The organism is Hyalangium versicolor (assembly GCF_020103695.1).
GTDB lineage: Bacteria > Myxococcota > Myxococcia > Myxococcales > Myxococcaceae > Hyalangium > Hyalangium versicolor.
In genome coordinates this window covers 275,054-297,655 of record NZ_JAHXBF010000018.1, presented here as the reverse complement: position 1 = coordinate 297,655, position 22,602 = coordinate 275,054, and the positions used below count along the sequence as shown (strand labels likewise).

20 protein-coding genes and 1 tRNA gene are annotated in these 22,602 nt (G+C 64.2%); 15 read left to right on the top strand and 6 right to left on the bottom strand.

Annotated elements, in window-relative coordinates:
* Nucleotides 1-286: 286 nt before the first annotated feature.
* Entirely contained in the window at nucleotides 287-706 is a 420-nt protein-coding gene (locus KY501_RS34140) for a hypothetical protein (RefSeq protein WP_224367875.1), read from the bottom strand.
* A gap of 560 nt (nucleotides 707-1,266) precedes the next feature.
* Between KY501_RS34140 and KY501_RS34135 the strand changes: the two genes are divergently transcribed.
* The 8 genes from KY501_RS34135 to KY501_RS34100 all read left to right on the top strand — a co-directional run bounded on the left by KY501_RS34135 (nucleotide 1,267) and on the right by KY501_RS34100 (nucleotide 7,663).
* Entirely contained in the window at nucleotides 1,267-1,893 is a 627-nt protein-coding gene (locus KY501_RS34135; protein ID WP_224367874.1) for a hypothetical protein, read from the top strand.
* 49 nt (nucleotides 1,894-1,942) lie between these two features.
* Nucleotides 1,943-2,089, top strand: a complete 147-nt coding sequence (locus KY501_RS34130; protein WP_224367873.1) for a hypothetical protein — start codon at nucleotides 1,943-1,945, stop codon at nucleotides 2,087-2,089.
* A 232-nt stretch (nucleotides 2,090-2,321) separates the two neighbouring features.
* Nucleotides 2,322-3,095 carry a DUF4145 domain-containing protein gene (locus tag KY501_RS34125; RefSeq protein WP_224367872.1) on the top strand — a complete coding sequence of 258 codons (774 nt, stop codon included), beginning with the start codon at nucleotides 2,322-2,324 and terminating at the stop codon, nucleotides 3,093-3,095.
* Nucleotides 3,096-3,226: 131 nt separating this feature from the next.
* The gene (locus tag KY501_RS34120; RefSeq protein WP_224367871.1) at nucleotides 3,227-3,811 is read left to right on the top strand and encodes a PM1201 family protein; all 585 of its coding nucleotides are present in this window, start codon (nucleotides 3,227-3,229) and stop codon (nucleotides 3,809-3,811) included.
* Between the two features lie 388 nt (nucleotides 3,812-4,199).
* Nucleotides 4,200-4,317: transfer RNA gene (locus KY501_RS34115), tRNA-Pro, on the top strand.
* Between the two features lie 414 nt (nucleotides 4,318-4,731).
* Nucleotides 4,732-5,322 (top strand): hypothetical protein, encoded by a 591-nt coding sequence (locus tag KY501_RS34110; protein WP_224367870.1) that lies wholly within the window; start codon nucleotides 4,732-4,734, stop codon nucleotides 5,320-5,322.
* 129 nt (nucleotides 5,323-5,451) lie between these two features.
* Nucleotides 5,452-6,243, top strand: a complete 792-nt coding sequence (locus KY501_RS34105; protein WP_224367869.1) for a type VI immunity family protein — start codon at nucleotides 5,452-5,454, stop codon at nucleotides 6,241-6,243.
* 145 nt (nucleotides 6,244-6,388) lie between these two features.
* Nucleotides 6,389-7,663: a DUF1444 domain-containing protein gene (locus tag KY501_RS34100; RefSeq protein WP_224367868.1), complete on the top strand. Its 1,275-nt coding sequence runs from the start codon at nucleotides 6,389-6,391 to the stop codon at nucleotides 7,661-7,663.
* Between the two features lie 35 nt (nucleotides 7,664-7,698).
* On the opposite strand, the gene KY501_RS34095 is transcribed toward KY501_RS34100, so the two are convergent.
* Nucleotides 7,699-8,622, bottom strand: a complete 924-nt coding sequence (locus KY501_RS34095; RefSeq protein ID WP_224367867.1) for an SDR family NAD(P)-dependent oxidoreductase — start codon at nucleotides 8,620-8,622, stop codon at nucleotides 7,699-7,701.
* A gap of 96 nt (nucleotides 8,623-8,718) precedes the next feature.
* On the opposite strand from KY501_RS34095, the gene KY501_RS34090 reads away from it, so the two are divergent.
* Complete coding sequence (locus KY501_RS34090) at nucleotides 8,719-9,636, top strand: LysR family transcriptional regulator (protein ID WP_224367866.1); 918 nt, start codon at nucleotides 8,719-8,721, stop codon at nucleotides 9,634-9,636.
* A gap of 30 nt (nucleotides 9,637-9,666) precedes the next feature.
* Here the strand turns inward: KY501_RS34090 and KY501_RS34085 are convergent, their stop codons facing one another.
* The 3 genes from KY501_RS34085 to KY501_RS34075 all read right to left on the bottom strand — a co-directional run bounded on the left by KY501_RS34085 (nucleotide 9,667) and on the right by KY501_RS34075 (nucleotide 15,352).
* Nucleotides 9,667-13,281: an FG-GAP-like repeat-containing protein gene (locus KY501_RS34085; RefSeq protein ID WP_224367865.1), complete on the bottom strand. Its 3,615-nt coding sequence runs from the start codon at nucleotides 13,279-13,281 to the stop codon at nucleotides 9,667-9,669.
* Nucleotides 13,282-13,498: 217 nt separating this feature from the next.
* Nucleotides 13,499-15,139, bottom strand: a complete 1,641-nt coding sequence (locus tag KY501_RS34080) for a radical SAM/SPASM domain-containing protein (protein ID WP_224367864.1) — start codon at nucleotides 15,137-15,139, stop codon at nucleotides 13,499-13,501.
* Nucleotides 15,140-15,175: 36 nt separating this feature from the next.
* The gene (locus KY501_RS34075) at nucleotides 15,176-15,352 is read right to left on the bottom strand and encodes a hypothetical protein (RefSeq protein ID WP_224367863.1); all 177 of its coding nucleotides are present in this window, start codon (nucleotides 15,350-15,352) and stop codon (nucleotides 15,176-15,178) included.
* 177 nt (nucleotides 15,353-15,529) lie between these two features.
* Between KY501_RS34075 and KY501_RS34070 the strand changes: the two genes are divergently transcribed.
* Nucleotides 15,530-16,552: a fascin domain-containing protein gene (locus KY501_RS34070; RefSeq protein ID WP_224367862.1), complete on the top strand. Its 1,023-nt coding sequence runs from the start codon at nucleotides 15,530-15,532 to the stop codon at nucleotides 16,550-16,552.
* A gap of 115 nt (nucleotides 16,553-16,667) precedes the next feature.
* Here the strand turns inward: KY501_RS34070 and KY501_RS34065 are convergent, their stop codons facing one another.
* Nucleotides 16,668-18,065, bottom strand: coding sequence for an FAD-binding oxidoreductase (locus tag KY501_RS34065; RefSeq protein WP_224367861.1), 1,398 nt, complete (start codon nucleotides 18,063-18,065; stop codon nucleotides 16,668-16,670).
* A 422-nt stretch (nucleotides 18,066-18,487) separates the two neighbouring features.
* On the opposite strand from KY501_RS34065, the gene KY501_RS34060 reads away from it, so the two are divergent.
* The 5 genes from KY501_RS34060 to KY501_RS34040 are packed head-to-tail and all read left to right on the top strand — an operon-like array spanning nucleotide 18,488 to nucleotide 22,593.
* Entirely contained in the window at nucleotides 18,488-19,171 is a 684-nt protein-coding gene (locus tag KY501_RS34060) for a hypothetical protein (RefSeq protein WP_224367860.1), read from the top strand.
* A gap of 8 nt (nucleotides 19,172-19,179) precedes the next feature.
* Nucleotides 19,180-19,821: a hypothetical protein gene (locus KY501_RS34055; RefSeq protein ID WP_224367859.1), complete on the top strand. Its 642-nt coding sequence runs from the start codon at nucleotides 19,180-19,182 to the stop codon at nucleotides 19,819-19,821.
* Nucleotides 19,818-21,008: a hypothetical protein gene (locus KY501_RS34050; RefSeq protein ID WP_224367858.1), complete on the top strand. Its 1,191-nt coding sequence runs from the start codon at nucleotides 19,818-19,820 to the stop codon at nucleotides 21,006-21,008. Before KY501_RS34055 ends, KY501_RS34050 begins: the two co-directional genes overlap by 4 nt.
* Nucleotides 20,999-21,961, top strand: a complete 963-nt coding sequence (locus tag KY501_RS34045; RefSeq protein WP_224367857.1) for a hypothetical protein — start codon at nucleotides 20,999-21,001, stop codon at nucleotides 21,959-21,961. The genes KY501_RS34050 and KY501_RS34045 overlap by 10 nt, the downstream gene beginning before the upstream one ends.
* Nucleotides 21,958-22,593 (top strand): tetratricopeptide repeat protein, encoded by a 636-nt coding sequence (locus KY501_RS34040; protein ID WP_224367856.1) that lies wholly within the window; start codon nucleotides 21,958-21,960, stop codon nucleotides 22,591-22,593. Before KY501_RS34045 ends, KY501_RS34040 begins: the two co-directional genes overlap by 4 nt.
* The last annotated feature ends 9 nt before the right edge of the window (nucleotides 22,594-22,602 follow it).

Sequence of the window (22,602 nt, the reverse complement as noted above, 5' to 3'; positions counted from 1 at the left end):
TCAGCGCGCGGTGGGCAACCCGCCGCTTTGCCACGGCCTCTCGCTCAGAACGGCAAGCCGTGCCGTACCCCAGTCTACCCACCGAGGATCGCGGCATCACGCACTCCTGCCGAAAGGACACGGATCACCAGCGGAACTCGACGGCCACTTTCGCAACAGACCTCGTGTGCCAGGTTGCATGCCCGAGGTTCCTCAATGAGAGATAAAACAGGACGCGGAGCCCCAGATCCGGTGATCGCGTCCTGCGTTCCCCCCGCGCCCGGTGAACGTTCCCGGTGGGGATGGCTCAGCTCTTCGGCTCCGTGGTGGACGGCTGAGCACCACCTTCCTCGGGTTGATCAGGTGAAGCCTTTGGCGACGGGCCAGTCCTCCTGGGCGTGCCCTGCACGGAGGACTTCGATGACATCTTCCGGGGCGAGGGCTCCTCGTCCTCCCCTGGCTCGCTCCACGAGCGGAGCACCAGGTCGTGCTCCTCATCCTCTGCTTGGATGGGGGACACGTCGTTGTGCGGAGCCCACAGCAGCAGCGGATCATCCTCCCCCCGCAGCACGCGCTCGACCTGATGGAGCCGTAACTCCACCAGCACCAAGATGGCCGAGATGGTGAGCGGGGCTTGAAGCTCGCGCTTCCGATCCTCCATACCTCCTGTCGCCAGTTCATCCGCGAGGAAGCGAGCCCCCTCGACGGCGTTCCTGATCTCCGCCATTTCTGCACTCAAGCTGATGGCCTTGTGCATCGTTCGGTTCCTCCCGGTGTGAGTAGTGAAGGCCGCACCTCGACGATGCGACCTTCTCCATGGGCAAGAGGAAGCCCGCCACATCCACAACGGGACTCCTCCCCGGGCACTACGGCCCGTGCCTCACCCGTTCTCGAAGATGCTCGGCCAGCGCGAAGACGACAGCCGCCACCATCTTTCGGATGAGTGTCGAGGCCAGCAGCTTCCTCACGGCGCTCAGCATGGCGTTCACCCCCTTCCCGCCCGACTGATCACGCCTCGCCCGCACCATGGCAGGTACGGGGACGAAGCCTCTTCTTCGGTCCTTATCCCGCCAGAGAGAGGAGATTTTCCTGATCGAGAAGCGCCATGGGAGGGATGCGAGAAATCTTCCCTTTGCAGGGATTCAGGAGCGGATTGCGGGAAAATACCTTCAACACGAACATCCTGCGTAGCAGGCCGTCTAAGCAAAGCCTGAGAAGCCCGCAGGCTCGATGCCGGGTCCGAACTTCCCCGGGGTCCGCCACCAAAGGTATAGTTCCGGTGAGAACATGCAACCGACCAACAAAGCCGCTTCCGCTGATGCCTCCCTGAGCGTAACCGGGGCACTTTCCGTGAGCGCCCCAGTCCCCCAGGAAGTTGCATCCGTCCTCGTCGAACCGCCCTCCCCCAGTCTGCCCGATTCGTCCCTCGATAAAGAGGCCGTCAAGGCGCTGCTCGAAATCGCATTGCGCGGCCACGACCAGCTAGAGAAAGCCTACGATACCCTGAATACCCGCATCGGCGTGGTGTTCGGTTTCAGTGGCTTCCTCGCCACCGGATTCTTTAAGGCCGCTGAGCTTCTAGGCCCAAAGTGGCAAGCTGCTGCATGCTCCGGCTTCGCATTTCTGTTCGCCGCCTTAGCGTTCAGTTGCATGAAGGCGTTTAGCAGCACGAACTACGCCGGGCTTCCCAGTTCACGCGCTCTTACTAGGGATTTCTTACACGGCGTTGTGAATGGCGAGACCAAAATTCGGTATGAAATTCTTCGTGTTGTGAATGAGGCCAACGACGAGAACAGGCCATTGATCGATCAAAAGGCCGTGTACTTCCAGTGGGCAGTCAAGTTCCTGCTTGCTCAGGTAGCGCTCATCCTCGCGGTGTTTTTCATCGCAGCAGTCGTAAGAGCCTTGGGGTAGTCTTGACGGCTCACATTTCCCACAAGCAGTGTAGGAGGTCACATAGCTTATGGAAATTCAGGTCTCTAGCGACAAGCCCGCCCAGCCGCCCCAGCCGCCCCAGCCGCCCCAGCCGCCCCAGCCGCCGCCGCCTGCCAATCCCGACTACAAGACCACATTCCGCCGAGACGGGGACGACGTCGGTGTGAAGAAGTAGATAGGGCCTCGCAAGTTGCCCACCAACAAGCAAGCCCTGGGGTCACGCACCGAGACAAATCGCTCGGGGAGAGAAACAACCAGGGTAGGTGAAGGGTGCTAGGTGAGTCCGGGCAAGTATCCAGCGGTTGAACGTCCGCCATTCATCGCGGTTCGTGGTTGTGGGTTAGGGCAGGCTCATTCCTCTACTCCGCCGATACTTCGAAAGGCGGAGTTCTAGCAGACCGGGCAATATGGCCATTGATCGTTCGAAATGGACTGATAATGAGACCTTCCACAAGGACCATGCGCCAGCATGGCCTTGCCCCATGTGCAATGACGGAACGCTCACCCCTGTCGAGAAGTCCTTCACCGAGCAGGAGACCAGTGGTTCAATCAATACGCGGCACCAAGCCGAAGAGGCTTGGGAGCCTGACTGGTATCTAGGACGTTTCTCTGGACGCCTCGTGTGTATTCGCCAAGAATGCTCCGAGCCTGTTGTTGTGTGTGGAGACTCTATCGTTGTCCACACATATGAAGATCCCGAACACGGCGAAGCGATGGTTCCGCAGTTCCGTCCGGTGTTCTTCCACCCAGCGCCCCCTATTTTCCGAATCCCCCAAACATGTATTGAACCGATCAAGAGCGAACTAAAGCGGGCCTGGGCACTTCATTGGTCGGACTCTGCTTCTTGCGCGAACCGCATCCGCACTTGTGTAGAGATGGTTCTCACCCATCTCAAGATCCCTCGATTCACCAAAGGAAAGAAGGGTCGGGTCCGACTGAACCTCCACACACGAATACAGCTCTTCGAGAAGCGCGATAGCACTCTCGCTCGCTCCCTGATGGCCGTGAAGTGGATTGGCAACGTCGGAAGCCACGCGGGAGATCTCGACAAGGAGCAGGTCCTTGACGGGTTTGAGCTGCTTGAACATGTGCTGATCGAGGTTTTCGATAAGCGGACAAGAAGAATAGAAAAACTCGGAAAGCAGATTGTCAAAGGCAAAGGGCGCCGGAAGCGAAACTGACTGGCCATCCTTGTTTGGTGAAGAGCTGGCCCCTGGGGATGTCCAGTTCTTCCCTGGGCTCTCCCAGTTCGAAGCGCGGGTTGACCGGATGAAGTAATTGCTGAATGTTGAGCCTCAAATCGGAGGCGATCATGGACGTTCCGCAACTCCTCTCGGCGTCACCGCTACGAGTCTTTGAGTGGGCAACAGGGAAGACGGACGCCGAAGTCGTGCGGATCGTCCTGAACGCCTCGCTCTTCATCCATCCGAGCGTGGTGCGTCGGACGCCCGTCATGCTTCCCGACTGCGTGCGTGAATCGAATGCGCATCATCCGGGCAAGAAGAAGAGCGAGGTGTCCGTCTGGGAGGGGCGGCAGGTCAAGGTCTGCGACAACACGACCGCGAGGGTTGCCTTCGGCCGGTACATTGGCCGTTCGATGAACGGGAAGAATCGCGAGGTGGCGGTGGGCTGGGAAGTGGCGCACATCTGGGCCTCGGTCCACGACCCTGAGTACTTCACCGCCGGATGGAACATGTACCTGATCCCGGGCTTTCTCCGAGTCCTCACGGAGGAGCAGGCCCAGATTCCGCTATTCGCGAAATGCCTTCAGTTCGTCGCCTGGAACCTGTTCTTCAAGGATCCGGTGGCTGCGCCTGCGAAACAGCCGCCGCAGCCGTCGGATGATGTCCCCGAGTGGCTCCTCACCTTCGAACCGAGGTTCGCGAGCGCGACCTAACAGGCTTTGGAGTCACCACCTCCTCTTCCTCCGAACTGAGAGCCAGTTTCGAAATCGCCTTTGGCGGGTACGTAATTGGTACGTAATCGAGCGACCCTGAGTGAACGCGGACGAACGCCGATGTTCAGTAATCTCGGGAACTTAGCCGCTCTCACCCGAGGGCCAAGCGGCCCTTCAAGGGTTAGGAAACCGCCGCTCTCAGTTCCTAAAGCAGCGATTGGTATCCCCCACCTTTCCGCACCCTCTCGGACGGTCAGCAGGCAGAGGGGCTCGTTGGATTCAGGCGGCAGCGAGTTGGGGCAGTGACCACGGACAGCGCATCGCCCCTGTTTCCGTCTCCAAAATGTCTCCAAGACTGGAGGGGATTCCAGCGGCCAGGTGGGACTGGCGGGGACTCCCCCGTGGACTCGAAGTGCCCGGATTCACTCGCGATTGCTCGAAAGGCGTGTGCCGTCGCGGGGTTGGGGCCCCCGTGTCCACGGGTTCAAATCCTGTCTCCCCGACCATCAAAAGCCGCAGAGTTTCGCGGACTTCCGCTGAAACTCCAGGGCTTTCGCTTTTCCCCCGACGCCCTCCAGCAGCAAACCAGCAGCAAGAGGAGGGTGCTCGGCTCTAAACTGGCATGCGTGCCTCTCCTCCTGCTTCTCCTCCTGGTCGCCGGGTGCGCGTCGTCAGGGCAGGAACTCCAGCGCGGCTTGGCTGTTACGCCGCAGCCTCCTTCTCTCCGCCCTGGCCATGGAGCCCCTGTCGCCGGGCAACCCGGACAGCAGCCCCAGGCGTTGCCGCGCAGTCCTCACCGCCGCGTTCTCCCTCCCTCCAGGGAGCCGGGCATCTGGGCGGGGGATGATCCGCAGGAGAGCCAATCGCGACCCAGTCAGGAGGAACCACCCCCAGGTCCACGAGATGCGCAAGCAACTCCCATGGATGAGGCGTTGGCCGAGCGCATTCGGGCGGCGTTGCAAGCGTGCGCGGACAAGGCCTATGGCGACACGCTGCGCATGCACCTGGGCGGCAGGCGGCCCACGGATGCGGAATGCGATCACTTGGTGACCAGCGCAGGAGGGGAACAGATGACCCTGGCCATGTGGCTCGGTCTACAGATGCACGACGAAGCCCAACGGTGCGCGGAAGAGAGATTGAGCCAGCTCAAACCGCGCGGCTTCGTTACGACCCCTCGGTACCGGCGTGTGCCCAAGGACCCAGCGAACAAGAACCCAGATCCGAAGAAGCCGGAGGATTGGCGCACAGAGTGGATCGACCCACCCAAGGAGTCCATGCTGCGAAGCGCGGAGAAGCTGGGGACCATTGTTCCAGACATCGTGCTCCACGATGGTCACCCACTCCTTGTTCAGAAGGTGTTTGATTACAAATTCCCTTGCAAGAGTGGCAGGTTGCCCAGTTGGCGAAAGTATCCAGTCGGCCACCCTTACCAAGGCAGATACCAAGATAGAGTTTATAAGGATCTTCTGAAAGTTGATCCTGAACCCATCTCGCCGACAGGGGGACCTTGAGTCATGACTGCTCGCTACCCGCGCTTGCGCGCGTACACCCAGCATGGTCATGGGTGGGTGAGTTTTCGTGTGGGCTTGAGCTTATGCTTCTACATGAGCCGCCCTCATGAGGAGATTGCCTCTTCCGTCATGCGCGCTCTGGATGTCTATCTGGAAGCAGTAGGCCCAAAGGCGCTCACACAGTATTCTGGTTATGAGGACGAGACGCAAACGCTCGATGCCGCTAGCTGGGAATGGGTGAGGCGAAACATGAGCGGGCCTCAGGTTGGCTCTGCGCGCCTGCGCGATGATGCCACCGAACAAAGTTACCGTTTTGAGTATGAAGGCCAAGATCTGAGACCCGAACCCGACATTCTCAGGACGGGGCCCGTCAACTTTGTCACCTTGTGGTTGCCGACGGAGTACCTGGAAACACATGGGCCAACCCGTGTGCGTGAATTGGCACTCACGCTCGCATCCCTGTTGCCATTCGACTCGGGCCACTGCGGCCTGTCGTTCAACTCTGGCTTCCTATTTGGGGAAACCTATCAGAGCATCAAGAAAATCTGCTTTCGCTATCCGGGGATAGATATTCCCATGCTTGGGAACCTGGGTTCTCTCCTGGGCACCCGGATCGATGGCGTCCATTGGCTGAACTTCCTGGGTCCGGTGGTCTTGAAATCGCTGGGAGGCGTGGAGGCTTGGCGAGCGCAGATCTCCTCCCCTGGAGCGACAGTCCAGGAACTCGACGACAGCCGGGCGCTCGTGACCTTGGGCGAGTGGCCCGAAGCGGGGGACCTCGAGGCAGGGCAGGACTTGCCGGCCTACCGCGAACTGGCTCGGGTCCTGGAGCCCTGCCTCTTCGAGTTGACAGGTGAATACAGGCCTGGGGAACTCAGCACCCAGGAACTACGCCGCTGGGGCCGCCGCTTCTTGGATTGACGAAGCGTCCTCTCAGACGAAGGAGAAACGGGAAGGCATGATGCGCAGCCATCGAACAGCAAGAGGTCTCCTGGCGCTCCTCGTGGGTGCACTGATTCTCGGGCTTTGGTGGGCCGACGTGCGGAAGGAGCCGTCGCCCGCCGCCGTGCCCACGCAAGGAGCCAGCCCAGCCAGTCCTGGGGACGGCGGTCGCGCCGCTGCTCTTCAGCAGGACAAGGATGAATACGCGCGCAAAGCCCTGGAGACGCTGCGGGCGGCGGGCTTCACGGATCCATTGACGTACGATCCCGAGCGCTTCCTCATCCAGATCCCCGACGCCAAGGGCCAACAAGCCCAGACGATCTTTCTCGGCAACCTCTATGAGGAGTACCGCGCCGCTCCCCCCGAGCAGCGCGACAGGGCGCTCCAGCGCATCACGGTGTTGGGCCGCGCGCCCGGGTCTCCCATCAGCTACACCTCGGCGCGCTCATCGCTGGTGCCCGTGGTGCGCCCGCGAGCCTATTTCGCGCTGCTCGAGATCCCCGATTTGAACAACCTCAGTCCCTTCCCGAGGCCCGTGGAGTGGCGCCCGCTGGGCGAAGTGCTCGCCGTCGCGATCGTTCTCGATACTGGGGACGCCATGAAGTACCTGGGGCAGGAGCAGTTCCGGGAGTGGGGCATCACCTTCGACGAGGCGCTCGGCGTCGCCATGGAGAACCTGCGGAGCCAAAGCTCCGAGCCCCTGATCCCCGTGGCTCCCGGCGTGTGCGCCTCCGGCTGGCGAGACAGCCATGACGTGTCTCGCATGCTGCTGGACGAAGTGGTGCGCCGCTGCAAGGTGCGCGGCGATCCCGTGGTCTTCGTGCCCCAAAGGGATCTGCTGCTCATCACCGGCTCTGAGGATGAAGAGGGGCTGCTGCGGGCCGCGGAGCTCGCCCAGAAGGCCTTTCAGGCGCCACGCCCGCTCGACGGACACGCCCTGCGCCGGACGCTCCAGGGGTGGCGGCCCTTCCTGCCGTCGCCCTACGGCAAGGCATGGCTGGCCATGCGCAAGTTGGCGGTCTACAGCCAGGCGCGCGACTACACCGATCAGCGCGACCTGCTCCGCCAGCACCACGAGCAGTTGGGTTTGGACCTCTTCACCGCCGACTTCGTGCTCGCCGATGATGAGCAGGGCCATATCATCAGCCAGGCGGTCTGGGTCAGGGGTGTCGACACGCTGCTGCCGCGCGTCGACCGGATCTTCTTCATGGACTCCGAGCTTGGCCCTGAAGCTCCCCCCGTGGCGGTGGTGCGCTGGGAGGCCGTGGAGCGGGACATGGGTGCCCGGCTGCTCCCCATGGAGGGAGATTATCCCGTGCGCTACCGGGCCCAGGGCTTCCCGTCGCCCGAGCAGTTTGCTCGCTGGAAGAAGGATCCAAAGGCCATGGATGTGCCCTGAAACAAGTGCGTGCGCATATTGTCACCCTGGTTCGTTCACTTGCGATGTGCCGCGAGGAGCGCACGGGTTTCGGCGACGACACGGTCTTGAAACTGAGTGTCGTGGAGCTGCGGTGAGCCGCGCATCGGCTTGCCGCCTTCATCGAAATAGATGCCGGTCTGGCCCGACGTGTTCATCAACAGTTGGCTGAGCACGCGGCCTGCGCGTTTCGAGGTGGTCAGAATCTTCACGAACGGCATCAGGAGCGGCACGAGCATCGGCACGATGAACTTCTGCACGAAGCGCACGAATGCGCCAGCGTCGGCACCACCGAGACCGGTGGCCGGGTTGAAGCCTGGCTCGACGGCGTTGAAGTGCAATCGTGGCGTCTCTCGAGCGAACGCCAGGGCCGTCACGATCGTGGCTTGCTTCGACGTTGCGTAAGCGTCCATTCCCGGCTTCTGCGAGCCTCCTGGTTTCCACTCTCCGCGCGCGCTCGCTTCGGCCGAGAGGTAGCGACCACCGCGAAAGCCGGCTGCCACGGCGGGCTTGCGCTCGGGGTCTTCGACAGCCGAGCCAACGAACAGCACGTTCGTGCCATCGGCGAGATGCGGCACGAGCGCTTCGGTCAGCACGAATGGCCCAAGGTGGTTGGTCGCGAACGACAGGTCCCACCCTCGTGCGTTCTTCGTGGGTCGCTGCTGCATGATGCCCGCGTTGTTGAGCAGGCCGGCAATGGGCAACTTGAGTGCCACAATCTCGGCGGCCGCGCGTCGCACGCTGTCGAGATCAGACAGATCGCAGACCACGGACACCGCGCGCTGACCCTTGCGCTCGATGGTTTTCTGGAGTTCGTCGAGTTTCGCGCGGTCGCGACCGACCAAGACGACCGTGCCGTGCTTTGCCAGTTCAAGCGCTGTGGTGCGGCCCATGCCCGATGTCGGGCCAGTGATGATGTACGCCGGGTGGGTTGTAGCCATGATGCGCCAAGGGTAAATAGCGCGTAGGAGCAGATAAATGACCCAAAAATGAATTGAGTGTTCGTCATGGGTGAACAATCGCAGAGGAGAACCTGAGTGGACCGATATGCAGCGATGCGCGTTTTCGTGAAAGTGGCCGAGCTGCGCAGCTTCACGCAGGCGGCTGTACAACTCGGCCTGCCGAGGGCGACGGCGACGACGACTGTTCAAGAGCTCGAAGCGTTGGTGCAGGCGAAGCTGCTCAATCGCACCACGCGCAAGGTCGAGCTCACTCCCGATGGCCTCTCGTTCTTCGAGCGCTGCAAAGACGTGCTGAGCGACATCGAAGAGATGGAATCGATGTTTCAGACCCGTTCGGCTGCAATCAGGGGCAAGATTCGAATCGACATGGCGAGCTCATTGGCACGAGACGTCGTGATTCCCCAGCTCCCGAAGTTCTTCGAGATGTACCCCGAGGTTGAAGTCGAGATCATCGGCGTCGACCGAAGGGTCGATCTCATTCGGGAGGGCGTCGATTGCACGATTCGTGGCGGCCCGCTCGAGCCAGGCCTGAGCGCGGTCGAGCTCGACTGGGGCGAGGTGACGATCGTCAATGCCGCCAGCCCGGCGTATCTCAAGAAGTACGGCAGGCCGAAAGACCTCGATGATTTGAAGAACCACCGCCTCGTGCACTACTCGACCGTGATGGGTGAACTGCCCGACGGGTTCGAATATTTCGATGGAGAGCGAAGCCGTCAGATCAAGATGAAGAGTGTGATTACCGTCGCGACCATCGACGCGTACAAAGCCGCGGCCCTGGCGGGCCTCGGCATCTGTCAGAACCCTCGAATCGGTATTCGCGAGTATCTCAAGAGCGGGCAGTTGGTCGAAGTGTTGCCGAAATTCCGCCCCGCGCCGGGCCGCAACGCCAAGATCGTCTACCCCCAGCGGCGATTCTTGGCGAAGCGCGTTCGCGCCTTCATCGAGTGGGTGACGCCAATTCTTCGAGTGTACTTTGAAAGCCAGGACGCCTGACGTTCCCGTTCCTAACACCCGTCCAGAGCGCTACTTGTCGCGCGGCAGCACGGGCTCGACCTTCCAGATGTCCCAGTTGTTGTAGTTGTGGTATGCCCTATCCCCCAACCCCTCGAGGTCACTCCGCGGGGTGTTGGGGTTGATGGGCTTGGAACTCGCATCCCCAAGCGAGGCATAAATCCCTCCCACCGGAACATAGAGGATACCAGCGACCGGATCCGCCTGGTTGTTGCGTACGTACATGTCCCAACCGGAACCGGCCTCGAAGTACCGCTCGCAGGGGCCCGACGCCGTGCTGCACCCCTTCCGCGGCGTGCCGTAGAACCAGCCATGCCCCGAGGAGTAGTTGCGGAGGAGCGCCTCGCCCACCACGCTGCCAGCGCTGTGCGCGATGACGTTGGTGTTGGTGTTGGGGGCATGGCCCACCGTGTTGATGAAGTGGTTGCGTGCGTTGGTCGCATCCCTGTTGACAGCGTCTGTGTCGATCAACCCTGGAGTGGAGAGGATTCCTCCGTACGTCTGCCGGGAGCCCACCACGACGCTGCCCAGCGGGATCCCCAGGGGGAAGCCAGTCATGTCGAAGGGGCCGTTACCCGTTCCGATAATGACGAGCACATTCGGGTCGTTCTGCGACACCAGCCCCGGAGAGAATTGCCACGTCGTCTTTTCGGAGCCCGCCGTCGTCATCGTCGCGGGCCTGGCGCCGATCCCCACCACGCGCGCGACCAGGGGAGCGCTGAAGGGACCCTTGGAGTCCCACGGCCAATCCTTGGGCCTCGCGTCATCGAACCAACTGTCAATCTTCAGCAGGTAGAAGCCTGTCTTGAAGTACCACTGCATGCTGGGGACATTGAGCAGGTAGATGTTCTCCCCGAAGGGGGCCGTCGCGACCCTCTGCTGGAGTTCCGTGTTCACCGAGTCCTTGTCCGTGCCGTACATCGGCTGCGCGCCGTTGTTGAGCAGATGGAGCGGCTGGGGGGGCGCGGGGGTTCCGCTACTCCCCCCCGTATAGACGGTGGTGGTGTACCCGCCCTCATCCTCAGGCACGCGATCCCCGAAGCACCCGAAGAAGGGGGTGCCATGGGAGTCGTAGGTGAAGAGGGTGCGCAGGCCCTGAACAGGGCAGGCGTGGCCGTTGCCCCACTCCGGAGGCGGGGGAGGCGACGGGGGCACATACGTGGGGAAGCAGTCCGTCTCGGGCCTGGCGTAGGGGTTGTTCACCGCCTTGACGCAGTCGCGCGGCACGTCGCCCAAGGGGTGTGGCAGGAAATCCTTCTGGGGCGCGCCATCTTGGAAATAGCAGGAGGTGGAGCGCATGAAGTCCTGACGGAAGGTGCGCTGTGGCTGGGAGAGGCAGTAGGCCCCCCATTCATCATGGCCCGCGTAGGTCGCCTCCTCCTGCAGCGGCCAGCCGAGGGCACGCGGGCCTCCCTTGGACAGCCACAGATTGTCGCGCACGATGAAGGTGCCGCGGGCGGAGCTGGCGATGACCGAGCGCCGGCCTCGGCCCCAGAAGGACTGCACACGGCCGCCCTCGGGCTCGGGGAACACCTGCTCTTCGCCCAGCGGGAAGCCCAGCTCGCCCGTGGTGCCGCCGGCCTGCACCCAGCGGTTGTAGAGGGCTCCCGCCTTCACTGAGAAAGCGCCGAAGGAGGAGTTGGCGATGTCACCGTTGACGAAGTGCTGGGCGGTGCCTCCCCCCACCGTCAGCACGTCCGAGGTGGCCCACCCCATGACGGCCAGCCCGCCTGCCCGCGTCCACGCCGTGTAGATGGAGTCGGTGACGGCGAAGGTATTTCCAGCGGAAGAGGTCTGGATGAAACCACCCGCGAAGGTCTGCTGGGTGTAGCCATTTCCGGAAGCCAGCGCGTCGGAGGTGGGGTAGCCCAGCGGACCGTCCGCGCCACACGCGGAGGTGCCCGGCTTGCAGGTGGTCAGCCATTTGGACAGGAAGGGCTCGCCCACCGCGTATGCGGGTTTGCCGGGCCCTGCGGAGATGCGGCCTCCCGCGAAGAGGAGTTGGTCTCCGCCATCCGCCGTGGGCAGCGTGTCCGAGACGGGACACCCCAGCCACGAGCGCTGTCGTCCCATCAGGTTCCACTTGTGGAGGATGGGGGTGCGCACGCGACGCAGGGCGTAGGTGGGGCACACCTCCTCGAAGCCCAGATCGCTCCGGGCCTGCACATCGGAGAACACGAAGTAGTCCGCGTACGATCCTCCCGCGTGCATCTCCCCCGCGACGAGGGCAGGCTTGAAGAAGCTGTTGAAGGTCGTGGTGCCCTGGGACAGATCCACGGAGAGGTTGGCCGTCCAGGCCCCGCCTGCGTCCGGGCTGAGGGTGGCGAAGTCCGTGCGGCCATCCCCATTGAAGTCGCCCACGGTGGTCAGATACGTGGCGTTGGCACCACCGTTGCGCATGTGCTGGGGCGTGGGGCTCGCCCAGACCTCGCTGATGAAGCCCGTGCCTGAGGAGCGCTCCACCGCGAGCCAGCTTGCCCACCCGCCACCGCCGTTGGGGGAGATCGTCGCCAGATCGCTGCGCCCGTCCCCATCGAAGTCGCCCACGAAGACGTTGTAGAGGGAGTCGGAGCCACCGTTGCGCATGTGCAGGGGCGTGGTGGCGCGCCACCACTGTGTGACGAAGCCGCTGCCGGTGGAGAGATCCACGAGGATGTTGTTGCTCCACGAGCCCGTGGCATCACGGCTGAGCGTGGCCACATCGCTGCGGCCGTCTCCGTTGAAGTCGCCGACGAAGGATTCATAGGTGGCGCTGGTTCCACCCTCGCGCATGCGCAGCGGAGTGGGCGTCAACCAGATGGTGCTGGAGAAGCCAGCACCGGTGGAGAGATCCATGGACACCCAGTCACGCCAGCCGCCGCCCGCGTCAGGGCTGAGGGTGAGCAGGTCCGTTCGGCCGTCTCCATTGAAATCGCCGGAGAGCGTCTTGTAGATGGCCACGCCGCCATTGCGCATGTGCTGGGGCGTGCTGCTCGCCCACGTGACGGAGCTGAAGCTCAGGGAGCCGCGGGAGAGTTCCATGGACCACCAGCTCGCCCACCCGCCACCGCCGTTGGGGGAGATCGTCGCCAGGTCGTCGCGCCCGTCCCCATCGAAGTCCCCGGCGAACGTCCGGTAGACGGCCGAGCCGCCATTGCGCATGTGCTTGGGAGTGTTGGCGGGGACCGTGATCGTCCAGTGCGTGTAGCTGTCAACGAGGTTGACGTCGATGGAGGTGGCCCACGTTCCGGCGCCGTTGGAGCTCAGAGCCACCAGGTCGCCGCGTCCGTCTGCATCGAAGTCACCACGAACCATGGCGTAGTGGGCCGAGCCCCCCTCCCGGAAGTGGGACGCGGTCGCCGGGAACCCGAAGAAGACGTCGAAGCCGTAGGAGGCGACGTTGGCCTGAGGCACGAGTGAATAGGAGGTGTCCTGCCAATAGTGGCCCGCATTGGGGCTCCACAGGCTGATGTCGCTCTTGCCGTCGTTGTTGAGATCCATCCGACGAGCAGGTGTGCCCGTCACGGCGAGGAGCGCGGCCCCCGTCCCAGAGGTGCTCGACTGCGTGGCGGGCTTGAGGCGCGCCACCTCCTGTCCCGAGGTGGGCGCCTTACCGGGAGCACTCCCCGCCATGAGGAGGGAGAGCACTCCCCCCCACCAGCTCACACCTCTCAGGACCCGGTTTCCACCTCGTTCTCGATGCATGAACATCCTCTGATGTCGACAGCGCTCCCCCAATGGAGCACCGGGCCGCGTCCGCGCAGCCCATCTCCGCGACAGGAGATGGCGTCAGAAGTCGCACGAAAAACGCTCCAGGCGGTTCGCGTGCAGGGCTGGTGGGAGGGTGAGCCCGAGCGCTTGTCCCTCAGGCCTCGCAGAGTCGCGAGACGTTGAGGCCCGACTCCTTCCCGCTCGCATGCTCGAGATAAGCCTGGGCCACCTTGGCGCGGAACCGCTGTGCGTACCCGTCACAGAAGTTCTTGTAGAGCGTCCCGGTGGCGCCCTCTGCGAGCACGGCGCAGCCTCCGCCGCACGAGGTGGCATAGCGGCACTTGCGGCACACGGGGTTGGAGACCACGTTCCGGCCACGCCACGCGTGCAGGTGCGCGCGGCTCATGAGCACCTCCCCGGACTCGGCGATGTGGCCGATGCGGACGCGCGGATCCCCCGTGCGCTCCCAGCACGCGTAGATGTCCCCGAAGGCGTCGAGCACGTACATGGTGGTGTGCGCGCCGCAGAAGGCCGTACTGAAGCCGGCGCTCTGCGCCTTCTGATCAAAGATCTGCCGCGCCTTGAATTGGAGCGAGTCGTCCGCGAACCCGATCCGGCCCACTCCCGGGTGCTGCCGGCGGAGCTCCTCCATGGCCTGGGCGAGTTGCCAACTCGTGAAGGTCGATCGGGCGTCCACGCTAGCGTTGCCGGCGTGGATGGGGGCGACGTAAGGCGAGAACTGGCTGCGGCCCGTCCACCCGCGAGCGGCGAACACCTCGGCGAGCGCTGGGAGCTGCGAGATGTTGTTGCGATCGATGTTCATCCGCACGCTGACGACCACGCCCCGCTCCAGCGCGAGGGTGATGTTGTTCGCGATGCGCTCGAACGAGCCCGAGCCGTCCGGGTAGATGCGCCGGCGGTCGTGCTCCTGGGGCACGCCGTCGAGCGTCACCTGAATGGAGGCGATGTTCTCCGGGCCCAGCAGATCCTCATAGGCGTCGAGTTCGGTGGCGTTGGTGATGGCGCTGACGCGCACCTTGCCGCGCGTGCGCATCTGCTCCATGAGGTACTGGACCGTGGGCCGGCTCCGCGCCAGCAGGGGTTCGCCACCGAAGAAGGTGAGGCCGCGCGACAGCTCCGCGTCCGCCGCGAGTCCATGCGCGGCTTCGATGGTGCGCATGCCCGCGAGCAGCCGGTCCGCCATGGCGCGATCCATGACGCGCAGCAGATGTGAGTAACGCGGATCCGTGCGCATGTGGTCCTGGAAGCAGTAGGGACAGCGCAGGTTGCACTGATACGTCGGCATGACGATGTAGCTGGGTGCGCTGCGCAGGTGCGCCAGGTGCCGGCGCGCGCTCAGCTTCGCGAACAGGGTCTCCTCTTCCTCGGGCGTCAGCGTGACCAGGTAGCCGCGCTCCCGGAGGATGGCGAGGGTCTCGTCCGAGGGGAGGGGCACCTGGCCCTCGATGGTGGGCTCGGGCGTCCAGGTGCCATACAGCGGGTTGGGGGCATGGCGGGACTCCATGGAACGCAGGTACGTCGCCACGCGCTTGGAGACCCGGTCATACGCCCCCGTGTAGGCGTGGACGAGCAGCATGTCGTCCGCGTTGCCGGGCAGATCCACGTAGATGGTGTAGCTGCTGGCGCGCAGCGCGCTCCGCCCCTCGAGCTCCGCCTTGGTGACCTTGAGAGGAGACAGGCCCGGGGGCATGAACGGGGCAGAAGGCAGCTCGAACGGCTCGAGCCGGATCATCTCCTCGAGTCCCTGCGCTCCAGTGCTTCGTGGCTCTGGCATGGTGGGCCTTCGCGGGGCTGCGCTGGTGCTCTTCGGCTACGCGAGGTTGGTGCAGAGTCCGTGGCAGTTGGGCTCGCACGCGTTGTTGGTGGGACACTCTTCGACGTCGCGGGCGTAGCCGCCGACCACCGCGTCGAGCTGCTCGTCGTCGAGTTCCACCAGGGTGGAGACGTTGCACACCACCGGGTTGAAGCTCTCGATCTCTTTCTTCACAGGGGCCTCCTGCTTCGGGGTTGTGGCCTCGAGCAAAGTCGAGCCAAATATAAAAATCCAGTATTTCTTGATGGGTTGGATTACTCGGACGATTCCGATAACCCGAATTCGGCCGCACGCGTCTCTATAGGTGTGAGGACACGCTTCAACCTGGACCCGTTGACCAAGGCAGGGCTCATGCTCCATTTCGACCGTTCAAGGCTGTTCCTTCGTGCCGCGTGCTCGACGCTGTTGCTCACGGGCGCTTGCGCTCCGGTGAGCAACTCACCTGACGGGCAGGATGACGTCCCGGAATCCGCCTCGAGTTCGTTGCTCATCTCCGGCGTGAGCTTCAAGACGGTGCTCGGCGGCAAGTATGTGGGCGCGCAGAACAACGGCGGCGGCGCGGTCATCGCGACGGCGACGGCCGCGCAAGCGTGGGAGCAGTTCACGATCGATGACATCAACGGCGGATCCCTCGAGAGTGGAGACTCGATCTTCATCAGCGCGGGCACCGGGCAGTACTTTCAGGCCGCGAACGGCGGCGGCTCGACGCTGAATGCCGCCAGCGGGAATCGCCAGGGCTGGGAGACGTTCCGCATCGTCAAGCAGAGCGGGAGCGGCCCGATCGCCAACGGCGACATCGTCGGCCTGCAGACGGTGACGACGGGCCATTGGGTGTCGGCGGAGAACGGCGGCGGCAGCACGGTGTTCGCGTATGGGGCCGCGCTCGGTTCGTGGGAGCGGTTGACGATCTCTGGCTTGTCCGGGGGTACGACGCCGCCTCCTTCCGGCACGGGCTGCAACGCTGCCGGGCTTGTCTGGAAGACCGCCAACAAGACCAACTACACGTCGTATCCGGACCCGAACAGCGAGGAGTGTACCGAGTACAACGGCTGCACGTGGGCAGGGCAGTTCGCGGCGTGCTCCGCGAAGAAGCCGGAGTCGTGGGTGGCGGCGCACAACATCGTCGCGGTGTTCCCCAACATGAACGCGTACAAGCTCCATGACCTTTGCTTGAAGTCGGGTACCAAGACCATCGTGGTCACCGTGCTCGACACGTGCGCCGACTCGGACTGCAGCGGCTGCTGCACCCGGAACAAGGGGGACGCCGACGCGCTGATCGATCTCGAGAGCTATACCAACGCGCGCTGGGGCGTCCCCGACGGCAGGATCCAATGGGCGGACCTCGGTCCGACCACGGGCAGCGGCTGCAACTGAGCGCGATACGATCTGGACGCCTGGACCGCTCCTTGCCCGCCTGCCTGGAGGCGGTTCTGGGTCTTGGTCTTGACCTGCTCAATCTGCCGTGTAGGGAGTGCTCCCGCTTCGCGGCTCACGGCGATGGCGGGGCTCCCTGGGGCGGGATCGACTGCTCGAAGTGGAACAGGTTGTCCGGGTCCCATGCGCTCTTGACGGCCCGCAGCCTGGCGGCGTTGTCGCCGTAGTACATATCCAGGTAGTCGAAGTTTCCCGTGGAGCGGCTGCCGAGATCCAGATCAGCGAAGTTGACGTAGGAGCCCTCGGTGTACTCGCGCAGCGCTGTGCGCAGATCACGGGTCCACTGGACGGCATTCTGGCAGGCGTCTGTGTCGTTCCTGTCCTGCCAGGTGCCGCCGAACTCGAGGATGAACTGGGCCTGACGGTGGTGGAAGGCGGTGGCGGTGGAGGGGACGTCGGCCATGGCTCCGCCGAAGCTCTGCATCCAGATATCGCAGCTGACGCGCGGGGGAGCGGAGGTGATGGCCTTCTGGATGGAGGCGAGCGCCGGGTCGGGCAGGGGCTGGTAGACGAAGGCGCCGGTGGTCTTGAACGGGTGATTGCACTGACTGTCGAAGCTGTTGAAGTACACGGTGGACATGAACCAGGACAGCGGCTCGATCCGGACGGGGTGAGGGGGCGGGCAGTTGGCGATCCAGGGCAGCAGGAGCTCACGGAGTTCCTCGAGGTCACCCAGGTAGACACCCTCGGAGTGCAACGAGCCAGAGCCATCGGAGGAGAAAGTGAGCTGGCTGGTCAGGCGGCGATCTCTCAGGGTGGGCGCATGGTGCTGCCAGTAGCTCATCACGGATGGGAATCGCGCAGTGGGCCAGCTCAGCGCGTAGATCGCCAGCTTGGGAATGTGGACGAGCTGGAGCGTGAAGGCAGTGACGATGCCGAAGTTGCCGCCGCCACCGCCTCGGAGCGCCCAGTACAGGTCGGGGTTCGTGGTGGCGTTGGCCTCCACCACATTGCCGGAGGCGGTCACCAACTGGATGCTGAGGACCTGATCGATGGCCAGGCCGAAGGCACGGGTCAGCATGCCGATGCCGCCCCCCTGCAGCACGCCCGCGATGCCAACGCCGCCCATGGTGCCCAGGGGAAAGGCGTACGTCTGGCTCTCTCCCAGCAGGTTCCACATGGCCTGCTGGCTCATCCCGGCTTCCACGCGTGCGGTGTCCGTCGTGGGGTCGATGGCGGCCTTCGTCAGACGGCTGATGTCGATGATCAGCCCCTCATCCATCAGGGAGAGTTCTTCATAGCTGTGGCGCCCGCTGCGGACCCGGAAGGGGATGCCATGTGCGCGGACGCACTTGACGGCGTTCTGCACGTCCTCGACGTTCCGGCAGAAGACGAGGGCAGCGGGAGAGCGGGTGTCGCGGGTGTTGTAGTTGGTCCTGTCGATGTTGTAGCTCGGGTCGCCAGGCAGCACGACGCTGCCGGTCAGGCACGACCAATCCCAGTCATGAGGCATGTTCGGCACTCCTTGACACTGCGGACGCTCGACGTACGGGCCTGAGTGGGTGCACGGGAGCCTCCTGGTTCCAGGTGGCTGTGACGGTATCGAGTGATGATGAGAGAGGCTGTGAGCGGGTTCACAAGCACGTTGCGAACCCGCTCATAGGACAACGTCCGCGCGTTCCGGGCGCGCGCCCGAGGACTCGAAGAGGCGCTGCCGCCAGTCTCTGGTAGAACACGGCTGCTTCTACGAAGATGGCCCAGACGGCTCGAAACCAGGACACGGGTGTCGCGGTTCACGGCACGCCACGGGGGCGCGCAGATCCATCCATGCCTCTACCACATCAGGTTGGCGCGATTGTTGCTCGGGGACTGCGCGTGCACCCGCGCCCTCTCAGCACACCTCAGCTCCCGGTTCCTGGGTGGCTCCGCGTCGGCGTGCCCTGTCTCCTCGCCCTGCTGGCATCCGGCTGCGTGACGGTCTACCAGCCCCTCGTTTCGCTTCAGCGCCCGGTGGTGGTGGATCCGCAGCTCGCCAACTTCGAAGGTCAGCGCATGTTGATCCGCTGCCTCCCCAGCGACTACCTCAAACCGTCGGATGCGGACCAGCTCTGCCGCAACGTTCGCTCGCTCTTCACGAAGCAGGGCGCCCAGGTCGAGGTCCAGGTCCCGCGCGCAGGGGTGTCGGCCCGAAGTGACGAAGATGTCACGAAGGTCGATCTGATCATCGACCTGAAGGCGCGGTTGGTACACGAGGAGAACAGCGCGCTCCTGTGGACCTTGTCGGGGATCACCTTCACACTCGTTCCCGCCATCACCGACTTCACGTTCTCGCAGGAGGTCATCATCCGGGACTCCACCGGCTTCCTGCTCGCCTCGGACACCTTGCAAGGGCGCTTCGTGCGGTATTGCGGCGCCGGCCTCTGGGCGGTGAACAGCTTGCTGGATCTGTTCGTTCGCTCCGACGAGGAGGACCTCACGGGCGACGCGGCCAAGAGGGACTTCTCGCGAGACTTCCACGGGCAGCTCAGCCAGCTTGCCTTCAATGCACGCATGCGCTCGATGATGATGCGCGGCTTCGAGGCACCGACCCAAGCCCCAGAGAGTCCATCTTCCAAGTAGAGACACCCATGGAGACCCTCCTCATCATGCTCCTGATGCCTCTGCCGGTCTTCATGGGACGGGCCCACGACCCAGCCCCTGGGATCTTTCAGAGCAAGGAAGAGGCCCGAAACCTCGAGTGCATGCGCCTCAGCCAGGCCGAGGCGCACGAGCGCTATCCAGGGCAGGTCCCCGAGCCGCCAGCCCGAGGCACGTGGGAAGTCACCGATGCGCTCACGTGTACCCGGCGCTTCATGCGCAACGGCGAGCGGCCGGCCCGGGACGAGGTGATCCTGTCTTCCCTTCGCCGCTCGGTGGGGGACATCACCCAGGCCGCGAGCGCCGTCGAGGCGGGTGAGCTTATCTGGCACGTGGACACATTCTATCCGGAGCCGGCGGTGGCGGCGAAGATCTCCGTGGCCGCGAAGACGGAGCTCGTCGAGCGCGGCCGCAAGGTTTCGGACCGGGTGCCAGTGCTCGCCGCCGGTGACATCGCGGTCCTGTGGAAGATGCCCCCGAAGCAGGCTTTCCCGCTGGCCTGCCAGCGCTACTTCGCAGAGGGCGTGCTCACGGAGCGGGATGTCTTCCTGGGGGTGATGATCGTCGACCCCCGGGAGACTGGCCTCCATGCCGGGCTGTGCGCGCGGGGCGAATGGAAATGGCTCCAGTGAGGCCCGCGCTCCTGAGTCTGCTCCTCGTCGTGCTGCCGGCCGCCGCCGGGGCAGAGGAGTCGCCGCTGTCTGATGCCCAGAAGGCCCAGATGGAGGCCTTGCGCGGAGAGATCGCGGCCCAGATCCAGCTCCAGGCCTACGATCTGCTCGATGAGCTCGTCTTCGGTTGGACCGAGCAACCCGTGTTCGCCCTCGAGACGCCGGTGGTGCTCGCGGACGTCAGTGTGCCCGTCGGCTTTGGCAGCGGGATGAGGGCCCTCATCGAAAATCACTTCGCGTCCCTCATCGTGAACAACCCGGGGACCCACGTTGCGCTCACGCACTGCCCGCAGTGCACCGCCGTGGTCGTGCACTCCGGTGCCAAAGGCACCATCGTGTCGCGCGGGGTGGACGAGCCAGAGGCCCTCTCCGCAGCGGGCACCCTCGCGGGAAGCCGTCATGCCCTCTTCCTCGACTTCGAGGCCGAGGGCGCCGCGTTGGTGCTGCGCGCGCGTATCACCAACCTCGAGCCAGCGCTGCCCATCATCTATGCGAAGACGCTCTCCACCTCGACCTCCGCGCCAGCCCTCCTGCGCAGCGGAGACCGCCTGAAGAGCGCCTCGGAGGCGCATCGGGAGTATGCCGATGCGCTGCGGGGGCGAGGCCTGTACCAGGTGCCTTTGACGATCGCTGTACGCACCTATGCCTCGAAGTCTTCGGCTCCCGTGAGGGTCACGCCGTTTCCCTGGCTCCAAGCAGGTGTAGAAGGCTCGCTCACCCAGGCTCGCTCATGGATGGGAAGCTTCACGGTGGGGGTCAGCTGGGCGCCCGAACTCCACGTCGGCTGGCTGGCACAGGGGCGCCTGTCTCGCCTGATCTCGGGCTCGGAGAGCTCGCTGACGGGGCCAGATCTCTATGCGTTCGTTGGCGCCTCGGTGATCTCCATCCATGGCAACAACGCGCTCACCTTTCAAGATGAGATCCCAGATCTGGATGCGATCCTGCAACAGATCACGGGCCGGCAGCCGGAGGCGACGTTTGGCGCACTCCAACTGGGGCTCGAGCTGCGCCTCAAGAACCGGATCGGCGCTGGATTCTTCCTGGAGTCGCTGCCTTCCATGGGCGATGCCCCAGCCATCGGCCATTACCTGGATCTGGGCGTCATCAGTTTCCACTCCATGGGCGTGGAGGTGTCGTTTTGCTTCTAGCGCGCCTCGCCCTCCTTGCCGCATTGCTCCCCACCGCGGCCCTCGCCCAGCGCGAAGCGAGCCGCGAGGCGCTCTCTCGCCTCGAGGAGACCCTGGCCTTGCGGCTCGAGGGCGGTGGCTTCTCGACCAAGGACCTGTTGCCGGCGGTGGTTGTCAGCGTCAACCCCGCGTTCGAGGAGACGAGGACCTGGTACCCGACCGAGGCATTGGCGACGTTGGCGCGCGTCTTCGGCGCTGGCGGGCTCCGCTCCTGCGAGGCCTGCATGGCGCCTCGCACCTATGTCGAGAACGGCATGCTCGAGCAGGTCACCACGAGCCTGGGGACGGCCGAGATCACCCGCCTGGACGAAGCGAACCGAGGCAGCTCGGCGCCCGCTCGGACCGCCATCTGGCTCGATGAGACCACCGAGGGCGTGTCGCTGCGAATCATCGAGCTGCGCAACAGCCGCATCGTGCTCGCGGAGAACTTCGACGCGTCGATGACCGGCCCGGCACGCACGCGCCGCAACCTCGCGCTCGTCCGGGAACTCGACCGCCGCTCTCGAGGCGACAGCATCACGCACGCCTTCTTTGACGTGACGATGTACCCCGGACAGCACGTCTCCCTCGACTGGGTGGAGCAGTGGGGGGATACCAACGCCAACCTCTCCGGGTTCACGCTGTCTCTCTACGACCCGGTGCTGGGCGTGGGCGGCGCCTACTACCGGGTGATTCCCAGTGCCCTCAACATCACGGTCGGCGGCAAGCTCCTGATGAGCCTGCCCACCGGCCTGATTCAAGGCATCAGCGGCGAGGACGTGGATGTCGTCGACCCGCTGATGACGGCGGTCTTCATGCTCCGCGTGCCCATCGCCAGGTCCAACTACGGTGTCACCTTCTCCGCGTCCACCAATGGGCGGGTGGGGGTCGGCTTCTCCCTCATGAACGTCTCGCTGCTGCCCTTCCTGCCATGAGTCGACTCCTTGTCCTCATCCTCAGCCTTCCGTTCCTCGCTGCGTGCTCGGCGCGCAACTACACCTACTACCTCATCGAGCCCGCGCCCCAGAAACACCCGGCGCTCAAGGAGGAGGGGACGCTGACGCGGCCGCTCGGCTTCGGCTCCACCACGGTGATGAAGGTCCGGTGGAACGACGGCAACCTCATCACCGAGGTCGACGTGCCGGTGCTGGCGACGGGCCAACGCATCGTCATCGAGCACGGGGCCGGGAGTCCCGACGTGAAGACCATCCCCGCGACGCGCGTGGTGCCCCCGCCTCCCACCCAGGCGGATGCGTCGCTCGTCGAGGCCTATCGCGCGCGAGGGCTGCGCATCGATGAGAGCGCTCCCGAGGTTAGCATCACCCGTGCTCGCTCCCTCATGCAGCAGGCGGTCAAGGAAGGGAACTATCCCCTGGCGCTCGAGTGGTGCGAGACGGTGCTCCAGCGGTACAAGTCGCATCCGGAGTTCCTGCGCGCCAAGGCCTCGCTGCTCCTGATGATGGGGGAGCGCGACAAGGCCATCGAAATCTACGAGCAGGTCGAGGCGATCGAGAGCGATCCGGAAGTTCGCAAGAAGCTGGAAGAGCTCCAGCGCCAGAGGAAATAGGAGTCTCGC